A 17,254-nucleotide genomic window follows, 5' to 3' on the forward strand; every position below is an offset into this window, starting at 1 on the left:
GTCACTAACCAGCCATAAACCAGCCATAGTTGGTTGCAGGTCGCAAGCATACGGTTCAGGAAATAGTAGACTTTAAAATGACTTCCACCCCCTCCCGAACCCTGTCCACCCGCATCGAGCGCTGGCCGATCGCGGGCTCCTTTACCATCAGCCGCGGCGCCAAGACCGAGGCCGTGACCGTGGTGGCGGAAGTCAGCCAGGGCGGCGTCACCGGCCGTGGCGAATGCGTGCCCTATCCGCGCTACGGCGAGACGCCGGAGGCGACGCTGCAGGCGATGCAGGCGATGGCCGAGCCGTTGGCCCGGGGCCTGGACCGGATCGCCCTCCAGGCGGCGATGCGCCCCGGCGCCGCCCGGAACGCGCTGGATTGCGCGCTCTCGGACTTGGAGGCCAAGGCCGCCGGCCAGCGCATCTGGAACCTGCTCGGCCGCCCTGCGCCGACGCCCTGCACCACCGCCTATACGATCTCGCTCGGCACGCCTGCGGCGATGGCCGAGGCGACCGCCAGGGCGGCGCATCGCCCCCTGCTCAAGATCAAGCTCGGCGGCGACGGCGACAGCGAGCGCATTGCCGCCGTGCGCAAGGCCGCGCCGAAGTCGGAATTGATCGTCGACGCCAACGAGGCGTGGACCGAGGACAGCCTCGCCGCCAATCTCGCGGCCTGCGCCGACGCAGGCGTCATCCTGATCGAGCAGCCGCTGCCGGCCGGTAACGACGAGGCGCTGGCGCGGATCAAGCGCCCGGTTGCGGTCTGCGCCGACGAAAGCGTGCATGACCGCGCCTCGCTCGAGGGCCTGCGCGGCCGTTACGACGCCGTCAACATCAAGCTCGACAAGACCGGCGGCTTGACCGAGGCGCTGGCGATGGCCGATGCCGCGCGCGCGATCGGCTTCGAGATCATGATCGGCTGCATGGTCGCGACCTCGCTGTCGATGGCGCCCGCGATGCTGATCGCGCAGGCCGCGCGCTTCGTCGATCTCGATGGTCCCTTGCTGCTCGCGCGCGACCGCGATCACGGTCTGCGCTATGACGGCAGCATGATCTATCCGCCGGACGCCGCGCTCTGGGGGTGATGGGCGAACCTGTTCAGCGCGAGCCACATCACGAGCCCGCCTGAGCCGGCCATCGCGGCCATCATGTAATAGACGCCCTGCCCGTAGCGCGCATAGACGATGCCGCACAGGATCGACGTGACGCTCGAGAAGATGCCGCTGCAGGCAGCGAGATAACCCTGCCCGCGCGCGATCATGTGGGTGGGCACGTGATGCACCATCAGCCCCATGATGCCGACCTGGGTCAACCCGAAGGTCAGCCCGTGCGCAAGCTGGACCACGGCAAGGATCGCGATCGGCGGGTCCTGCGCGGTAATCGTCCAGCGCGCCACGCCGCTGGCGGCGGCGATCACCACCAGCACGGCGGACGGCAGCGTGAAGCGCGGCGACAGCGCAAACAGCACAATCTCGGCGATGACGCCGAGCGCCCATAGGCTTGCGATCGTCAGCCCGCTGAAGCCGGCCTGCTGCCAGGCGATCGATGCGAAGATGTAGTAGGCGGCGTGGCTGCTCTGGATCAGCGCCGACGAGACGATGATGGCGAGGAAGCCGGAGTCGTGCAGCAGCTTGCGCGCGCCATGTGCCGGCGCCGATGCCGTCACCGGACGATCCAGCGGAACCAGCGTGAGCCCGACGAAAGCGCCGAGCGCGGCAGCGCCGGCGATGATCCAGATCAGATGCACGGGCGCGATGCTGCCGAGCAGCAAGCCGCAGCCAAGCGCGCCGACCACGAAGGCGGCCGAACCCCACAGCCGCAACGGTCCATAATTGAGCCCGTAGCGCGCCACGCCGCGCAGCGCATAGGCATCGGTCAGCGGCACCATCGGGGTCCAGACACAGCAGGTCAGCGCATAGATCGCGAGCACCAGGAGCGGCAGGTGCTGGGTGCCGATCACGAAGAAGCCGAACGCGGTCGCGAACCCCGTGACTATGATCGCGCCGCGCAGCATCTGACGCCGTTCGGCCATGCCGGTGACGAGCGGCAGCACGGTGAAGCGCGTCATCGGCGGCACTGCGGTGATGATGCCGATCCAGGCAGCATCGATTCCGATCGCCTTCAGCCACACCGTGAAAAACGGCAGATGGGTGCCGGTCATCCCGAACAGCGTGGCGTAGAACGCGGCCAGTCGCGTTGCGAATCGCCGCGATGCAACCTCGGATGCGATGGGGATTTGTGATTCGGACTGCATCAATTCAATTGCGATTCGCGCGATATCGTGATGATCGTTAGCGTAACGCGCAGTGATTTGCGCGAAGAGATTAGGATGGCCGAAGAAGCATTCGCCCTGTCGCCGATTTCCGCCCGCGCGGCCCAGCCGAGCGAGGAGGACTATGCCGCGATCCGCGAGGCCTTCATGGAGACCGCGCGGGGCCGCTGGTTTCTCGGCGAATACGCCAAGCGCAACCGCAATGCCGATACCCGCATGGTGCTCGACGCCGTGGCGCGGATCGAGGAGAACCTCAGCGCCCAGCGGCAAGCTGCCGCGGAGGCGATCCAGAACGAGCGGCTCGAGGAGGCGCTGACGGCGCTGCGCGGCGCGGTCGAGGCCGCCCAGGCCTCCGCCATCGCGGCCCTGGATGGCGTCAGCTTCGAGCAGACGCTCGCGCCGGTCCGCAAAGGGGTGCGGGTGATCCGGGAGATCTCCTGGCGGCTCCGCGAGATCGGTAATGACGGCCGGATCTGCGACATCATTGATTCGCAGGCCAGCGCCATCGAGGCCAGCGCCGCGCAGGTGTCCCTCGACGACGCCAGGGCGGTGCTGGAGACCGCCTTCGCGACGTTGACGCGCGGGCTTGTCGCGTTCGACCAGAGCGAGACGCCTTTCCCCGCAACCGCTCCGGAGGCGCCGACCGCCGAAGCCCCCGTGGAAACGCCGTTCGCGCAGCCCTCTCCGGCTGCCGCGGCGCCGGCGACTGATGTCGCGGCCTCCGCCCCGGAACCTGCCGCGCCGCCCGCCAGCGCACCCGTCGTCGAAGCCACCGTGGCCTTGCCGCCAGAGCCGACCGACGCGGCGCTTGCCGAGGCAGAGGCGGCGCTCGCCGAAGCCGAGGCCGCCGAGCTTGCCCGCGTCGCCGCAGAAGCCGCCGCCGACGCACATGACGAAGCCGTGCTCGACATCATCGCGATGGAGATGGGCGCACCTGACACGGTCGAGTTCGACGACGCCGAAATGATGATCGCCGAGGAGATGCGGATCGCTGACGCGCCGCCCGTCGAGCCCGAGATCATGGCACAGGCGTCGGAGCCGGCGTTCGCGCCCGGTCCCGAACCGCGGTTCGAGCCGCCGGCCCCGACGGTCGAGGCGCTGGTCGCCGAGACACTTGTCGTCGCAGCGCCTCCGCAAGCCCGTGTCGAGCCCGCTCCAGAGCCGGCAGCCGAGATCTCGCTCGGCTCGACCATCATCGCAAGCGGCCTTGTGAAGAAGCCGACCACCGCGGCCAACGATCCCTTGGCGCCGCTCCGCCGCATGAGCCAGGCCGAGAAGATCGCGTTCTTCTCGTAAGTCGTAAGGCGCAGGTCGACGTTTTTAGGCGCGCTACAGTCGATGAACCAGAACCGAGGCCACCGCGGCTTCACGCGCTGAGCGCGAGTTCGGAAAGAAAACGGGGCGGAGCGACCAGCGCTCTGCCCCTTTTCTCTTGGACGTCGGTCGTATCAGGCGACCAGCTTCGCGAACAGGTCGGGGTCGACATTGCCGCCGGACAGTACGATGACGACGTTCTTGTCCTTGGCGTCGATCCGCCCCGCGAGCAGCGCGGCCAGCCCGACGGCGCCACCCGGCTCGACCACGAGTTTCAGCTCGCGATAGGCGAAGGCGACCGCGGCACCGACTTCCTCGTCGGACGCGCTGACGCCGTTCGCGAGCAGCTTGCTGTTGATCGCAAAGGTGAGTTCGCCCGGCATCGCCGCCATCAGCGCATCGCAGATCGTCCGCGCCGCCACCGGATGCGGCTCGCGGTGCCCGACCTTAAGCGACAGTGCGTGATCGTCATATCCCTTCGGCTCGGCGACGATTACTTCGGCTAACGGAAACTTCGCCTTCACCGCGGTGGCGACGCCCGCGATCAGGCCGCCGCCGGAGGCCGGCGCCACGACGATGTCGGGCACGAGCCCAAGGGCTGCCATGTCCTCGGCGATCTCGCGGCCCGCGGTGCCCTGGCCTGCGATCACGAAGGGGTCGTCATAGGGACGCACCAGCGTCGCCCCGCGCTTGCTGGCAATGCCGTTGGCGATCGCTTCGCGGTCGTCGCGGTCACGATCGTAGAGCACGACTTCGGCGCCATAGGCCTTGGTGCGCTCGCGTTTTGTCAGTGGAGAATCCGCAGGCATCACGATGGTGGCCTGCATGTCGAGAATCCTGGCCGCGGCCGCAACGCCTTGGGCGTGATTGCCCGAGGAGAACGCGACCACGCCGCCGCCCCGCTGGGCCTGCGGGATCGACGCCAGCTTGTTGAAAGCGCCGCGGAACTTGAACGATCCGGTCCGCTGCAGCATCTCGGGTTTCAGGAAGACCTTGGTGCCGACGCGTTCATTGAGAACGGGGAAGGTCAGGAGCGGCGTACGCACCGCGAACGGCGCGACCACCCTTGCGGCGGCGTCAATGTCCGCGGCAGCGACGGGTGGTTTTGAGGCGATGTCCGTCATGCGCAATTTGTATCGCGGCGGCCGATCGCCCGGCAAGACGCATTATCGCGAGCTTGGGTGCGGCGCCGGCAGGGCAGCGAAATGGTGTTCCTCCGCGCCGAATTCCACCACTTCGCCCTCGCCTTCCGGCGGAAGGGGGCGGACATTGGTGGCATGGTCGACGAAGACCCGGGCCGAGGCCTGCCAGGTGTGGAGCGCGGCGAATTCCACACAGGCCTGCCGCGAAATGCCTGATGCCTCCAGACACGCATTGCGCAAATTGTCATCAAGCACGCCGACGGGCGCCGCCCCGATCACGTCGCGGGGACCGGTGACCGGAAAAGCAGCAACCGGCAGACCCGAGGCCAGCGCCTCGAGCAACACAAGGCCAAAGGTGTCGGTCCGGCTGGGGAACACGAAGACGTCAGCTGCGGCATAGATCTCCGCCAGTTCCTCGCCATGGCGGGCACCGAGGAACACGGCGTCCGGATATTTCCGCTCCAGCGCCGCGCGTGCCGGGCCGTCGCCAACCACAACCTTGGTGCCGGGCAGGTCGAGATCCAGGAACGCCTCGAGGTTCTTCTCGACCGCCACGCGGCCGACGCTCAGATAGACCGGCTGCGGCAGGCAGAGATCGACATCCCGCGGATGGAACAGCGCGGTATCGACGCCGCGCGACCACAGCACCACATTGCGGAAGCCACGCTGGCGCAACTCGCTTGCCAGGGCCGGCGTCGCGGCCATCACGGCCTGGCTCGGCTTGTGGAACCAGCGCAGCGCGCGCCAGACCCAGCCTTCCGGGACCGGCGATCGCGCAGAGACATATTCAGGGAAACGGGTATGGAAGCTGGTCGTGAACGGCACGCCGTGCTTGCGGCAATGGCGGCGCACCAAGAGCCCGATCGGACCTTCGGTCGCGATATGGATGCTGTCGGGCCTTGCGGCCTCGATCAGTTTCGCGATCCTGGCCGGGCTCGGCAGCGCCAGCCGGAGATCGCGGTAGCTCGGCATCGCGAAGGTGCGGAACGAATCCGGCGTCAGGAAGCTCACCTCGACGCCAAGGCTCTTTGCCGCCTGCGCCATCATGGTCAGCGTGCGGACCACCCCGTTGACCTGGGGATGCCACGCATCGGTCGCGACCAGGATATGCGTCATGCAGCGCGTGCCGTGACTCTTGGAACCGGCGCGACGCGGCGCACCGGGTCGGTCCAGGTGATGATCTCGAAGCTTCCGTCCTCGTGCTCGGCAAGCGCGGTGCAGCTCTCCACCCAGTCGCCGCAATTCATGTAGCGGATGCCGTGCTCGTCGCGGATGGTCGCGTAGTGAATGTGGCCGCAGATCACGCCGTCGCAGCCGTGGCGCCGCGCCTCGCCTGCGAGCGTGGTCTCGAACGCGCCGATATAGTTCACCGCCTTCTTGACCTTCAGCTTGGCCCATTGCGACAGCGACCAGTAGGGCACGCCGAACATGCGGCGGAAGAAGTTGACGAAGCGATTCATCTGGATCGCAAAGTCGTAGGCCTTGTCGCCGAGATGGGCGAGCCAGCGCGCGTTCTGCACCACGAGATCGAAGATGTCGCCGTGGATCACGAGGTAGCGTTTGCCGTCGGCGCCGGTATGGACGGTGTTCTCGACTACGTCGATGCCGCCGAAATGCGTGCCGTAATATTTGCGGAGGAACTCGTCGTGGTTGCCGGGGACGTAGATCACCTTGGCGCCCTTGCGCGCCTTGCGCAGCATCTTCTGCACGAAGTCGTTGTGGGTCTGTGGCCAGTACCAGTTCGACCTCAACGCCCAGCCGTCGACGATGTCGCCAACGAGGTAGATCGTGTCGGCATCATGAGAACGGAGGAAGTCCAAGAGGCGGTCGGCTTGCGAGCCGCGGGCTCCGAGATGGACATCGGAGATGAACAAAGTGCGAAAGCGCCGCTCGGGGCTCTCTTCACTCAAGGAGTCGCTTCCCATGCCGTGCACCTAACAGCTTCGTATGACAAGGCGATGACGATCCCCGCGACCGAAGGCCCCAAAAAAAGTTAACGAGAATCGGTTGCACGCCCCTGCACTGCGGATAACAGCGCGATGCGACAATCAGGCGACATCAGGGGCCGTGGTTGTACGGAACACGTGGTGTGTTGCCCGCGCGCCGCGCGAACAATCCGCCACTAGCGAGGAGCGACCCTGCGTAGCCCGGATGGAGCGAAGCACGATCCGGGGCCTTGCATCCGTGGATGGTCCGTTCCCGGATTTCGCGGAGCCTGTCATCGGGCGCGCGTTCGCGCGACCCGTTGGCTGCATCCGGACTACGGAAGACTAATAGTACTTGTGGAAATGATGCACCGGGCCGTGGCCGTGCCCGACGGCGAAGCGATCCGCCGCGGCTATAGCGGCGGTGATCCACGCCTTGGCGTTGCACACGGCCGTCTCGAGGTCCTCGCCCTTCGCAAGGCCTGCCGCGATCGCCGACGACAACGAGCAACCGGTGCCGTGCGTGTTCGCCGTGTTGATGCGCGGTCCGGCGAGCGCGATCGTGCGGTCGCGCGCGATCAGATAGTCGATGCTCTCGGCGCCCTGCGCGTGGCCGCCCTTGATCAGCACCGCGGAGCAACCCATCGCTAGAAGGCGCCTGCCCTGACCCTCGACGACCGCCTCGCTCTCGGCCAGCGGCTCGTTGAGCAGCGCCGCCGCCTCCGGCAGGTTCGGCGTGATCAGCGACGCGCGCGGAAAGAGCATGGTCCTGAGCGCATCGACCGCCTCCGCCGCGAGCAGGCGATCGCCTGAGGTTGCGACCATCACCGGATCGAGCACGACGTGGCGCGGCGACCATCTCGCCAAGCCGTCGGCGATAACAGCGATCGTTGCGGCCTGCGCCACCATGCCGATCTTGACCGCACCGACCGCGAGATCGGAAAACACCGCATCGATCTGCGCGGTCACGAACTCCGCTGGCACCGGATGGATGCCGGTGACCCCCGTGGTGTTCTGCGCCGTCAGCGCCGTGATGACGGAGGCGCCATAGACGCCGAGCGCGGCAAAGCTCTTCAGGTCGGCCTGGATGCCCGCGCCGCCCGAGGAGTCCGAGCCGGCGATGGTCAGCGCGACCGGCGTCATCTGTGGGTGCAAGGGGTTGATACGAAAGGGCTCATGACCTGTCCTAGCGCGGCCGCCTATTGGCAGCAAGTTCGCTTGTGTTTGCCTTGCCTTGGCCTTGCCTTGGCGGCCCGTTTTTGGCCTATTGTCGCCGATATCCCGGGAGACGACAGCGATGGTTCCTTTCTTCGTCCAGATCAAATGCAAGCTCGGCCAGTCCTACACGGTCGCCAACGCGCTGGCGGAGGCCGAGATTGCATCCGAGATCTATTCCACCGCCGGCAACTACGATCTCCTGGTCAAGTTCTACGTCGACCACGACACCGACATCGGCCATTTCGTCAACGAGAAGGTGCAGGTGATCCCGGGTATCCAGGACACCCTGACCATCATCACCTTCAAGGCATTCGGCGGAAGCTAGGACTCCTTCGCGTCCTTTTTCTTTGGCTTCGGCGGGCCCTCCACCGGCGGTAGCGATTTGATGTATTCGGCAATCGCGTCACGATCCTCGGGCGAGAGCTGCGAGGTGTTCTTGATCACGCGGACCATCGATCCTCCGGCGCTATCGCCATCCGGCATCTGCCCGGTCTCGAGGAAATAGGCGATATCCTTCGCGCTCCAGTCCGAAAGTCCCTTCTCGGTGATGTTGGGCACCCAACCCTCGCCTTCAGGATTCGGACCGCCGGCGAAGCGCTGCGCAGCGACAATGCCACCGAGAAAATTCCGCGGGCTGTGGCACTCGGCACAATGGCCGAAACCATTAACGAGATAGGCGCCGCGATTCCATTGCGCCGAGCGGGTAGCGTCGGCCACGAACGGCTTGTCGTCCATGAACAGCCATTTCCATACGCCGACATTGCGGCGGATGTTGATGGGAAACGGCACGTCGTGGTCGCGCACCTTGCCCGCGACCGGCGGCAGCGTCTTCAGATAGGCGAAGAGGTCCCTGACGTCCTCGATCCTGGCGTGCTGGTAGGATGGATAGGGAAAGGCTGGGAAATAATGCGCGCCCGACGGCGAGATGCCCTTCATGACCGCGGTGACGAAATCCGCCTCGCTCCAGCGGCCGATGCCGTCGTTCGGATCCGGCGAGATGTTCGGCGCATAGAAGGTGCCGAACGGTGACGGTATCGCGAGGCCGCCGCCGAGGCGGGTGCGGTCGTCCTGCTTGGGCACGGCATGGCAGGAGGAACATCCACCGGCGTTGAACGTTGTGCGCCCGTTGGCCAGATTGGGCTGGTAGGCGGGTAACGCACCCGCAGCAATGGTCGCGGGGATCGTCAGCCACCAGAACGCGCCGCAACCGGCGATGCCGGCCACGATGGCCAGGAGGAGAATTCGTCGCAGCATTCACTGATCCGTCATTGGGCGTTTCAACGTATCAGGCAGTATGACCGCAAGTCGGCGCCTTAGCTTCCATGAAAATTTTGCGCGCGCACGCCCGTCCTGGGAATAAATCCGATAGCCTGCTGTTTTGAGGCTGACACCGCCGTTTGACGCCAACAGGGAGAGACCCATGCCGAACAGGACCATGCTTGCCACGCTGACGCTGGGAGCCGCGATCGTCTTTGCCGGCCCGGCCTTCGCCGAAAAGCTGAAGGCAACGCTGAACGGCAAGGCCGAAGTGCCGCCGACGACCACCGCCGGCACCGGCACCGCCGACATCGACTACGACGCCGCCACCAAGAAGCTGAGCTGGAAGGTGACCTATTCCGGCCTCTCCGGCCCCGCCACCGCCGCGCATTTCCACGGCCCCGCCGACGCCGACAAGAACAGCGGTGTCGCGGTCGCGATCCCGAATGCCGGCACGAGCCCGGTCGAAGGCAGTGCGACGCTGACCGACGCGCAGGCCGCCGATCTGCTGGCCGGCAAGTACTATGTCAACATCCACACCGCGGCCAACCCGGGCGGCGAAATCCGCGGCCAGGTGACGAAGTAATTTCGATTAGAACAAGAAAAGGCCGACACAACAAAAGGGCGGGCGCTTCGCGGCGTCCGCCCTTTTTCGACCGGAATTCCGGCTAGCTCTTCTTGACGCGATAGGTCTCGTGACAGCCAAGGCATGCGTCGTTGATGGCGCCAAACTCGGCCTTCAGGCTGTCGAGGTCCTTGATCTTGCCCTTGGCCGCACCGACGGCCTTGGCAAAGTTGGCAGCACGGCCCTCGAAATCCGCCCGCTGAGTCCACACCTTCGTGGACGCGTAGTAGTCGCCCTTCGGCTTCAGGCCCTTGATGCTTTCAGGAAAGAAGGAAGGGAACCGCTTGGCTACGTCCTCGAGCTCGGCGAGCGCCGCGTCCACTGCCTTCTGATCATAAGCGGCTTTGCCCTTGGTAATGTCGTAAAGCGTGACGGCGTTCTTGAGGTTGGATTTCATCGCAAGCTGGGTCTGGGCGACCTGGTCCTGCTGAGCAATGACCGCACCGGCACTCAACGCAAGCATCGCTGCAATGACGACTATCCGCTTCATCGGCTAAATCCCCTCAATCCGGCTTGTGCCGGTCCGCAGTCAGCAGCCGGCCTATTTGCAACACCGCAAGCGGACATTCATTCCGCCTGCGACGATTTATCAGAGCCTGTGCTGCCGCTGCGCCTCGCGGATCGCGATCCAGACCCGCTCGGGCGTTGCCGGCATGTCGATGTGGTCGATCTTGTACTCGCGCCACAACCCCTCGACGATCGCGTTGACCACCGCCGGGCACGAACCGATCGCGCCGGCCTCGCCCGCTCCCTTCACGCCGAGCGGGTTGGTCGTGCACGGCACGTTGTGGGTCTCGAACACGAAGGACGGCCCGTCGGCGGCACGCGGCATCGCATAGTCCATGAACGTGCCGGTGACGAGCTGGCCGTCGCTTGTGCTGTAGACCGCCCGCTCCATCAGCGCCTGGCCGATGCCCTGCATCGCGCCGCCATGCACCTGGCCTGCCAGCAGCAGCGGATTGAGCGTGACGCCGAAATCGTCGACGATGACGTAATTGACGATCTTGATGATGCCGGTCGCGGGATCGATCTCGACTTCGGCAAGGTGGGTGCCGTTCGGATAGGTGCCATCGGCGCTCGCGAACGCCGCGCTGGCATTCATCTTCGACGAATCGCCGCCGGGGCGCCTGGCGAGGTCGGCAAAGCTGATCGAACGGTCGGTGCCGGCGATGCGGATGCGGCCGTCGGAGATTTCGAGGTCGCCTGCACCGGCTTCGAGCGCCTGCGCTGCCAGCTCCTTGAGCTTGTTGCCGAGCTCACGGGTCGCGCGCTCGACGCTGACGCCGCCGGAGGGAATCGACGACGAGCCGCCGGTGCCGAGCCCGGTCGCGATCTTGTCGGTGTCGCCCTGCAGCACATGGACGCGCTCCGGCGGCACGCCGAACTGCTCGGCGACGATCTGTGCATAGGCTGTCTGATGACCCTGCCCGCTCGACTGCGTGCCGATCAGGATGCTGATGTCGCCATTGGGATCGAGTGCCACATTGGCGGTCTCCTCGCCCATCGTGCCGCAGACCTCGACATAGCTCGCCATGCCGATGCCTCGCACCAGGCCTTCCTTCCTGGCTGCCTTGGCGCGCTTCGGAAACTCCTTCCAATTGGCGATCTCCATCGCGCGCTTCATATGCGCGACGAAGTCGCCGGAGTCGTAGACCTTGCCGGTCGCGGTCTTGTAGGGCATCGACTTCGGCGGGATGAAATTCTTCCGCCTGATCGCATCAGGCGTCATGCCGAGCTTGCGCGCCGCCGCGTCGACCAGGCGCTCGATCACGTAAGCCGCTTCCGGGCGTCCGGCGCCGCGATACGCATCGACCGGCACCGTGTTGGTGAACACCGTGCGGACGCGGCAGTGGAACGCCTGGATGTCGTAGAGGCCCGGCAACATGCCGGCGCCGCCATGCGGGATGTAGGGCGCGAACGTCGAGAGATAGGCGCCCATGTCGCCCATCAGGTCGACGTCCATGCCGAGGAATTTGCCGTCCTCGCCGAGCGCCATCTTCGCAGTGGTGACGTTGTCGCGGCCCTGCGCGTCGCCCATGAAATGGTCAGAGCGCTCGGCGGTCCACTTGATCGTCTTCTTCAGTTTGCGCGCGGCGACCGAGATCAGCGCGTATTCGCGATACGGAAACAGCTTGGTGCCGAAGCCGCCGCCGACGTCGGGACAGATCACCCGCATCTTCTCCTTCGGCATCTTCAGGACCATGTCGCAGAGGATCTCGCGCAGGCGATGGCTGCCCTGGCTGCCGACCGTCAGCGTCAGATGATCCTTCTTAGTGTCGTATTCGGCGACCGCCGCGCGGGTCTCCATGAAATTGGTGATGACGCGCGGATTGACGATGGTGATCTCGGCGACGGCATGCGCCTTGGCGAAGGCTGATTCCGCGGCCTTCTTGTCGCCGATCGAAACGTCGAACAGCACGTTGCCGGGCTTGTCGGGCCAGACCTGCGGCGCGCCCTTCTTCACGGCGTTGGCGAGGCCGACGACCGCCGGCAGAGGCGTCCACTTGACGTCGATCGCCTCGATCGCGTCGCGGGCATGATCGACGGTGTCGGCGACCACGAAGGCGACGGCGTCGCCGACATGGCGTACCTCGTCCTTGGCGAGGATCGGATAAGGCGGCGCGGTGAACGGATCGGTCTCGAGGTTGAACAGGCAGGGCAATCCGCCGAGGTCGGCGACGTCGGCCGCGGTCAGGATCAGCGACACCCCGGGCATCCCCCGGGCCTTGCCGGCGTCGATGGTGAAGGTCGCGTGCGCATGCGGCGAGCGCAGCATCAGCGCGTGCAGTGCGGGAGACGGGGCGACGTCGTCGGTATAGCGGCCCTTGCCGCGAATCAGCGCGTCGTCCTCTTTGCGGCGCACGCTTTGACCGACGCCGAATTTGATGGGAGCTGCCATGGTGTCTCCAGTTGCAGTCTTCTTGTCCGGACATATTGGCGTGGTTGGCGGGGAAGCGCAAACCGCTTTGCGCAGACCGTCAAATGGCCGCGCAATGCACCCCTATGCATTTGATTTGACAAGGCAAACTATACACGCCGAAGCGCGAACAGCCAGCCGCGGCCAAACAGCACAAGGATAGCGAACCCGTACACGAACAGGCCGACCGCAACGAGCAGGAGCAGAATCAATTCGTCGCGAAACAGCCGCATCGGCGCGAACCAGACCGCCGCGAAGTGGGAGGTCAGCCAGAGCGCCGCGGCGAGCGCTAGACCGCAGGCGGCGAATTTGCCGAGCGACCGTACCAGGGCGCGATCGAGATCGAGAAAGCCGCGGCGCACGGCGAAGAACAGCACCAGCAACAGGTTGACCCAGGCCCCCGCCGCAGTCGCGAGCGCAAGCCCGACCTGCGCCAGCGAACCGACCAACGCGATCTTGAGCGCGACGTTGACGGCTACTCCCGTCAGCGCCGCCTTCACCGGGGTTGCGGTGTCCTTGCGGGCATAGAAGGTCGCGACAGCGCTGCGGATCATCACGAAGGGAATGAGCCCGACCGCATAGGCGGCTAGCGTCGCCGCCGACGTCGCGGCATCGGCCTTCGAGAACGCGCCGCGCGCGAACATCGCGCGCATGATCGGATCGGCGACAGTGAGGAACGCCGCCACGAACGGCACCGAGAACAGCAACGTGAACTCGAACGCGCGCCGCTGCGCCGCCTTGGCGCCGGCATGATCGTCCGCGGTCAGGCGACGCGACATCTCCGGCAACAGCACGGTGCCGATCGCTATCCCGATCACGCCGATCGGCAGCTGGTTGAGGCGGTCGGCGTAATAGAGCGCCGACAACGCGCCGGCCGGCAGAAACGTCGCGATAATGGTGTCGGCGAACAGCGCCACCTGCGTCCCCATCGAGCCGAGTGTCGCAGGGCCCAGCGCGCGGAAGAAGGCGCGGACGTCCTCGTCGAGCTTGAGCGGCGCGAAGCGCGGCAGGCCACCGTGGCGCGCGAGGTCGCCTGCGAGCAGGAAGAACTGCAGGAAACCCGAGATCAGCACGCCCCACGCCGCGGCGTGGCCGGCGCTCGGGAAGAACGCCGCCAGCGCCAATGTCATCATCATCGCGAGATTGAGGAAGATCGGCGCCGCCGCGGCGCTGGCGAAGCGGTGCATGACGTTGAGCATACCGCCATAGAGCGTCACCAGCGTGATCAGCAACAGATAGGGAAAGGTGATCCGCGTCAGCTCGATCGCGAGCTTGCGCTGCTCGATGTCGTCGGTGAAGCCGGGCGCCAGGACGCTCATGGCCTGCGGCATGAACGCCATCACTGCCACCAGCAGGATCACCTGCGAGGCGAACAGCAGCGTGAAGATTCGATCCGCGAACAGCCGCGCCGATGCCTCGCCGCGCTCACCATGGACGTGCGCGTAAGCCGGCACGAAGGCAGCGTTGAAGGCCCCTTCGGCAAAGATCGCACGGAAATGATTGGGCAGCCGCAGCGCCACGAAGAACGCGTCCGCCGCCGGCCCTGCGCCGAGGATCGCCGCGAGCATGATGTCGCGCGCAAAGCCGGTCAGCCGCGAAAGCAGGGTATAGCCGCCAACGGTGAAGATGCGCCCAAGCATGCGCTGCTTCTAGCGCATCATCACCATACGCAAAAGCTGCGTATCAGGACGAAAGCGCGCCGCGCACAGCCTCGATGACGCGCTCCTGGGTCGCCGCGTCGAGATAGGCGTGCATCGGCAGGCTGATAACGTCCTCCGACAGGCTCTCGCTGACCGGCAGGCCGCCGTCGGCGACCGGGAAATCGCGATAGGCCGTCTGCTGATGCATCGACTTGGTATAGTAGATCGCGGTCGGGACGCCCTGCGCCTTCAGCGCGGCTGCGAAGGCGTCGCGGTCGGTACCCTTGGGCAGGCGGATGGTGTACTGCGCCCACACCGAGGTGCAACCGACGGCGAGCCGCGGCACGGTCACGATATTGCCGAGCCCGCGCGTATAACGGTCGGCGACCACATTGCGCGCCGCGATCTCGTCCTCGAAGATCTTCAGCTTCTCGATCAGGATCGCCGCCTGCATGGTGTCGAGCCGACCGGTCAGGCCGAGACGGACATTGTCATACTTGTCCGAGCCCTGGCCGTGGACGCGGATGCTGCGCAGCGTGTTCGCGAGCTCGTCGTCATCGGTAAAGATCGCGCCGCCGTCGCCGAAGCAGCCGAGCGGCTTTGCCGGAAAGAAGCTCGTTGCGGTCGCAAGGCCGAAGGTGCCGAGCTTGCGGCCCTTGTAGCTCGCGCCAAAGCCCTGGGCGGCATCGTCGAGGATGAACAGGCCCTCGGCCTGGGCGGCCGCCGCGATCGCATCGTGATCAGCGCTCTGGCCGAACAGGTCGACCGGGATGACGCCGACCGGCTTGAGCCCGCGCGCTTTCGCTGTCGCGACACCGCGCTTGAGCGAGTTGACGTCGATGTTGAAGGTCGCCTCGTCGACGTCGACGAAGACCGGCGTCGCACCGGTCAGCGCCACCGCCTCACCGGTGGCGCAGAACGTGAATGACGGGCACAGCACCGCGTCGCCCGGGCCGACATTCTTCGCCATCAGCACCATCAGAAGCGCGTCGGTGCCGCTCGCGCAGGTCACGACATGCCTGGCGCCGGAATACTGGGCCAGCGCCGCTTCCAGCGCGGTGACTTCCGGACCGTTGATGAACTGGCAATGGTTGAGCACGCGGGCGACCGCCTCGTCGATCGACTTGCCGAGCCGCTGGCGCTGCGCGGAGATGTCGATGAAGGGAATGGGTTCCGGACGCATGTGCTGGTTCATAATGCTCTTCTGCGCGTGTTGGGAGGGTGGCGGTCAGCCGGCGACGCGGCGCGGTCCCTTGCGCGCCGTGGATGCGGCGGGCTTGGCGGGCGATTCGAGGCAACGGATCGCGATCTCGAGGCTTGCCACGCCCTCGTCGCCGGACACGGCCGGCAGCTGGCCGGAGCGCACCGCCTCCAGGAAGGCGATCAATTCGGCACGCAGCGGCTCGTCGTGACCGACCGGCAGATGACGCATCGAGTAGCTGCCATCCGGCTTGAAGCCGAAGCATTCGGTGACCTGCCGCGTCAGCAGATCGCCCATCACATATTTGCCGCGCGTCGCCACCGTCACGTTGCGTGCCTTGAACGGCGTCAGCCAGTTGGTGTTGATGTGGGCCAGCACGCCCGAGGCGGTGCGGAACTGCAGCAGCGCGATGTCCTCGCGCTCGGCAACGGCGCTCGAGAGCTGCGGCTGCACCTCGACGATATCAGACTCAGTGAACCAGCGGATCAGGTCGATGTCATGGACCGCGAGGTCGATGACGACGCCGACATTCGACATCCGCGGCGGGAACGGCCCGACGCGGGTAATGCCGATCGACAGGATATCCTCACCCGAGATCGCCTGCTTGATGGCGGCAACCGCAGGGTTGAAGCGCTCGACATGGCCGACCATCAAGGTCACGCCGGCGCGGTGCGCGGCGGCGACGATCTCACGCCCCTCCTCGACCGTGGAGGCGACCGGCTTCTCGACCAGGACGTGGATGTTGCGCGCGATGCAGGTCAGCGCGATCTCGTGATGCAGATGCGTGGGTGCGGCGATCGTGACCGCGTCGACGCCCTCCGATAGCAATTCGTCGAGGCTCTCGAACGCGCGGCAACCGACCAGCTCGATGGCGCGTACGCGATGCTCCGGCAGCGGATCGACGATCCCGACCAGCACCACACCGGGCAGGCCGGCCAGCACACGGGCATGGTTGCTGCCCATCACGCCGGCGCCAATCACGCCGACGCGGAGCGCGCGCTTGATATCGGCCTTCGCGCCCGATGCGGACAGTTTTGCATTCATATCATTGACCCCAACAGACTGTCTGGCGGTTATCCCGCCTCTCACGGAGCCCCCCGGCTCCGAGGGGAATCAGCAGGAAACGCTGCACCCCATGTTTGGCGCGTTTCCGGCACGCCCCCGACCGCTTCGTTGCGTAAGCGCTATAGCATGCCGCCGCAAATGTGGCGAATACCAACGGCGAAATCCGGACACGTTTTGATTCAAAGAGTTACATCGGCCCAACGACAATTTTGACCACCGGAACCGATGCCCGTTCAGGTCCGCTGATAGTCGTCCTCGATGCGGATGATGTCGTCCTCGCCGAAATAGCTGCCGGTCTGAACCTCGATCAGCTCGAGCTGGATCTTGCCGGGGTTCTCCAGCCGGTGCACCGCGCCGATCGGGATATAGATCGATTCGTTCTCGTGCACGGTCTTGATCAGCTCGTTGACGGTGACCTGCGCGGTGCCGCGCACCACGATCCAGTGCTCGGAGCGATGGTGGTGCTTCTGCAGGCTGAGCCGCCCACCCGGCCGGACGATGATGCGCTTGACCTGGTGGCGGTCGCCATTGTCGACCGACTGGTAGGAGCCCCAGGGACGATGCACCTTGATGTGGCTCTCGGTCACCTCGGGTGCGGTGGCTTTCAATTTCGCCACCAGCCGCTTCAGGCCGTTGGCGTCCTGCTGGCGCGACACCAGCACGGCGTCCTGGGTTGCCACCACGACGAGG

Annotated in this window: 16 protein-coding genes; 4 read left to right on the top strand and 12 right to left on the bottom strand. The window is 65.8% G+C overall.

Annotation, left to right across the window (positions count from 1 at the left end; translation table 11 throughout):
• Window positions 1-77: 77 nt before the first annotated feature.
• Window positions 78-1,073 (top strand): N-acetyl-D-Glu racemase DgcA, encoded by a 996-nt coding sequence (gene dgcA, locus ACFFWD_RS22095; RefSeq protein ID WP_376968597.1) that lies wholly within the window; start codon window positions 78-80, stop codon window positions 1,071-1,073.
• Here the strand turns inward: dgcA and ACFFWD_RS22100 are convergent.
• Window positions 1,043-2,242 carry an MFS transporter gene (locus tag ACFFWD_RS22100; RefSeq protein ID WP_376968598.1) on the bottom strand — a complete coding sequence of 400 codons (1,200 nt, stop codon included), beginning with the start codon at window positions 2,240-2,242 and terminating at the stop codon, window positions 1,043-1,045. The two genes, dgcA and ACFFWD_RS22100, sit on opposite strands and share 31 nt — an antisense overlap.
• A 75-nt stretch (window positions 2,243-2,317) precedes the next feature.
• Between ACFFWD_RS22100 and ACFFWD_RS22105 the strand changes: the two genes are divergently transcribed.
• Window positions 2,318-3,556: a hypothetical protein gene (locus ACFFWD_RS22105; protein ID WP_376968599.1), complete on the top strand. Its 1,239-nt coding sequence runs from the start codon at window positions 2,318-2,320 to the stop codon at window positions 3,554-3,556.
• 152 nt (window positions 3,557-3,708) lie between these two features.
• Here ACFFWD_RS22105 and ACFFWD_RS22110 read toward each other — a convergent pair whose 3' ends face one another.
• The 4 genes from ACFFWD_RS22110 to thiD form a co-directional block, all read right to left on the bottom strand.
• On the bottom strand, window positions 3,709-4,698 hold the full coding sequence (locus ACFFWD_RS22110) for a threonine/serine dehydratase family protein (protein ID WP_376968600.1): 990 nt from the start codon (window positions 4,696-4,698) through the stop codon (window positions 3,709-3,711).
• Between the two features lie 42 nt (window positions 4,699-4,740).
• Window positions 4,741-5,832, bottom strand: coding sequence for a glycosyltransferase family 4 protein (locus ACFFWD_RS22115; protein ID WP_376968601.1), 1,092 nt, complete (start codon window positions 5,830-5,832; stop codon window positions 4,741-4,743).
• Window positions 5,829-6,641 (bottom strand): UDP-2,3-diacylglucosamine diphosphatase, encoded by an 813-nt coding sequence (locus tag ACFFWD_RS22120; protein ID WP_376968602.1) that lies wholly within the window; start codon window positions 6,639-6,641, stop codon window positions 5,829-5,831. Before ACFFWD_RS22120 ends, ACFFWD_RS22115 begins: the two co-directional genes overlap by 4 nt.
• 345 nt (window positions 6,642-6,986) lie before the next feature.
• Window positions 6,987-7,784 carry a bifunctional hydroxymethylpyrimidine kinase/phosphomethylpyrimidine kinase gene (gene thiD, locus ACFFWD_RS22125; protein WP_376968603.1) on the bottom strand — a complete coding sequence of 266 codons (798 nt, stop codon included), beginning with the start codon at window positions 7,782-7,784 and terminating at the stop codon, window positions 6,987-6,989.
• Between the two features lie 154 nt (window positions 7,785-7,938).
• Between thiD and ACFFWD_RS22130 the strand changes: the two genes are divergently transcribed.
• Window positions 7,939-8,184, top strand: a complete 246-nt coding sequence (locus tag ACFFWD_RS22130; protein ID WP_376968604.1) for an Lrp/AsnC ligand binding domain-containing protein — start codon at window positions 7,939-7,941, stop codon at window positions 8,182-8,184.
• Here ACFFWD_RS22130 and ACFFWD_RS22135 read toward each other — a convergent pair.
• Window positions 8,181-9,113, bottom strand: a complete 933-nt coding sequence (locus ACFFWD_RS22135; protein WP_376968605.1) for a c-type cytochrome — start codon at window positions 9,111-9,113, stop codon at window positions 8,181-8,183. The genes ACFFWD_RS22130 and ACFFWD_RS22135 overlap by 4 nt on opposite strands.
• Before the next feature lie 166 nt (window positions 9,114-9,279).
• On the opposite strand from ACFFWD_RS22135, the gene ACFFWD_RS22140 reads away from it, so the two are divergent.
• The gene (locus tag ACFFWD_RS22140) at window positions 9,280-9,702 is read left to right on the top strand and encodes a CHRD domain-containing protein (RefSeq protein WP_376968606.1); all 423 of its coding nucleotides are present in this window, start codon (window positions 9,280-9,282) and stop codon (window positions 9,700-9,702) included.
• Window positions 9,703-9,784: 82 nt separating this feature from the next.
• Here ACFFWD_RS22140 and ACFFWD_RS22145 read toward each other — a convergent pair whose 3' ends face one another.
• The 6 genes from ACFFWD_RS22145 to ACFFWD_RS22170 all read right to left on the bottom strand — a co-directional run.
• Window positions 9,785-10,231, bottom strand: a complete 447-nt coding sequence (locus ACFFWD_RS22145; protein ID WP_376968607.1) for a c-type cytochrome — start codon at window positions 10,229-10,231, stop codon at window positions 9,785-9,787.
• A 99-nt stretch (window positions 10,232-10,330) separates the two neighbouring features.
• Window positions 10,331-12,640 (bottom strand): xanthine dehydrogenase family protein molybdopterin-binding subunit, encoded by a 2,310-nt coding sequence (locus tag ACFFWD_RS22150; protein ID WP_376968608.1) that lies wholly within the window; start codon window positions 12,638-12,640, stop codon window positions 10,331-10,333.
• A 128-nt stretch (window positions 12,641-12,768) separates the two neighbouring features.
• The gene (murJ, locus tag ACFFWD_RS22155) at window positions 12,769-14,298 is read right to left on the bottom strand and encodes a murein biosynthesis integral membrane protein MurJ (RefSeq protein ID WP_376968609.1); all 1,530 of its coding nucleotides are present in this window, start codon (window positions 14,296-14,298) and stop codon (window positions 12,769-12,771) included.
• Between the two features lie 43 nt (window positions 14,299-14,341).
• Window positions 14,342-15,493, bottom strand: a complete 1,152-nt coding sequence (locus tag ACFFWD_RS22160) for a DegT/DnrJ/EryC1/StrS family aminotransferase (RefSeq protein ID WP_376968610.1) — start codon at window positions 15,491-15,493, stop codon at window positions 14,342-14,344.
• A 33-nt stretch (window positions 15,494-15,526) separates the two neighbouring features.
• The gene (locus ACFFWD_RS22165) at window positions 15,527-16,543 is read right to left on the bottom strand and encodes a Gfo/Idh/MocA family oxidoreductase (RefSeq protein ID WP_376968611.1); all 1,017 of its coding nucleotides are present in this window, start codon (window positions 16,541-16,543) and stop codon (window positions 15,527-15,529) included.
• Window positions 16,544-16,797: 254 nt separating this feature from the next.
• On the bottom strand, window positions 16,798-17,254 hold a 457-nt coding region (locus ACFFWD_RS22170; RefSeq protein ID WP_376968612.1), incomplete at its 5' end, for a cupin domain-containing protein.

The organism is Bradyrhizobium erythrophlei, assembly GCF_042430365.1.
Taxonomy (GTDB): Bacteria; Pseudomonadota; Alphaproteobacteria; order Rhizobiales; family Xanthobacteraceae; genus Bradyrhizobium; species Bradyrhizobium erythrophlei.

Coding starts and splice junctions, on each gene's coding strand:
- ACFFWD_RS22130 (WP_376968604.1), top strand. CDS start 7,939: ATGGTTCCTTTCTTCGTCCAGATCAAATGCAAGCTCGGCCAGTCCTAC.
- ACFFWD_RS22110 (WP_376968600.1), bottom strand. CDS start 4,698: ATGACGGACATCGCCTCAAAACCACCCGTCGCTGCCGCGGACATTGAC.
- ACFFWD_RS22165 (WP_376968611.1), bottom strand. CDS start 16,543: ATGAATGCAAAACTGTCCGCATCGGGCGCGAAGGCCGATATCAAGCGC.
- ACFFWD_RS22135 (WP_376968605.1), bottom strand. CDS start 9,113: ATGCTGCGACGAATTCTCCTCCTGGCCATCGTGGCCGGCATCGCCGGT.
- thiD (WP_376968603.1), bottom strand. CDS start 7,784: ATGACGCCGGTCGCGCTGACCATCGCCGGCTCGGACTCCTCGGGCGGC.
- ACFFWD_RS22115 (WP_376968601.1), bottom strand. CDS start 5,832: ATGACGCATATCCTGGTCGCGACCGATGCGTGGCATCCCCAGGTCAAC.
- ACFFWD_RS22105 (WP_376968599.1), top strand. CDS start 2,318: ATGGCCGAAGAAGCATTCGCCCTGTCGCCGATTTCCGCCCGCGCGGCC.
- murJ (WP_376968609.1), bottom strand. CDS start 14,298: ATGCTTGGGCGCATCTTCACCGTTGGCGGCTATACCCTGCTTTCGCGG.
- ACFFWD_RS22100 (WP_376968598.1), bottom strand. CDS start 2,242: ATGCAGTCCGAATCACAAATCCCCATCGCATCCGAGGTTGCATCGCGG.
- ACFFWD_RS22150 (WP_376968608.1), bottom strand. CDS start 12,640: ATGGCAGCTCCCATCAAATTCGGCGTCGGTCAAAGCGTGCGCCGCAAA.
- dgcA (WP_376968597.1), top strand. CDS start 78: ATGACTTCCACCCCCTCCCGAACCCTGTCCACCCGCATCGAGCGCTGG.
- ACFFWD_RS22140 (WP_376968606.1), top strand. CDS start 9,280: ATGCCGAACAGGACCATGCTTGCCACGCTGACGCTGGGAGCCGCGATC.
- ACFFWD_RS22145 (WP_376968607.1), bottom strand. CDS start 10,231: ATGAAGCGGATAGTCGTCATTGCAGCGATGCTTGCGTTGAGTGCCGGT.
- ACFFWD_RS22120 (WP_376968602.1), bottom strand. CDS start 6,641: ATGGGAAGCGACTCCTTGAGTGAAGAGAGCCCCGAGCGGCGCTTTCGC.
- ACFFWD_RS22160 (WP_376968610.1), bottom strand. CDS start 15,493: ATGAACCAGCACATGCGTCCGGAACCCATTCCCTTCATCGACATCTCC.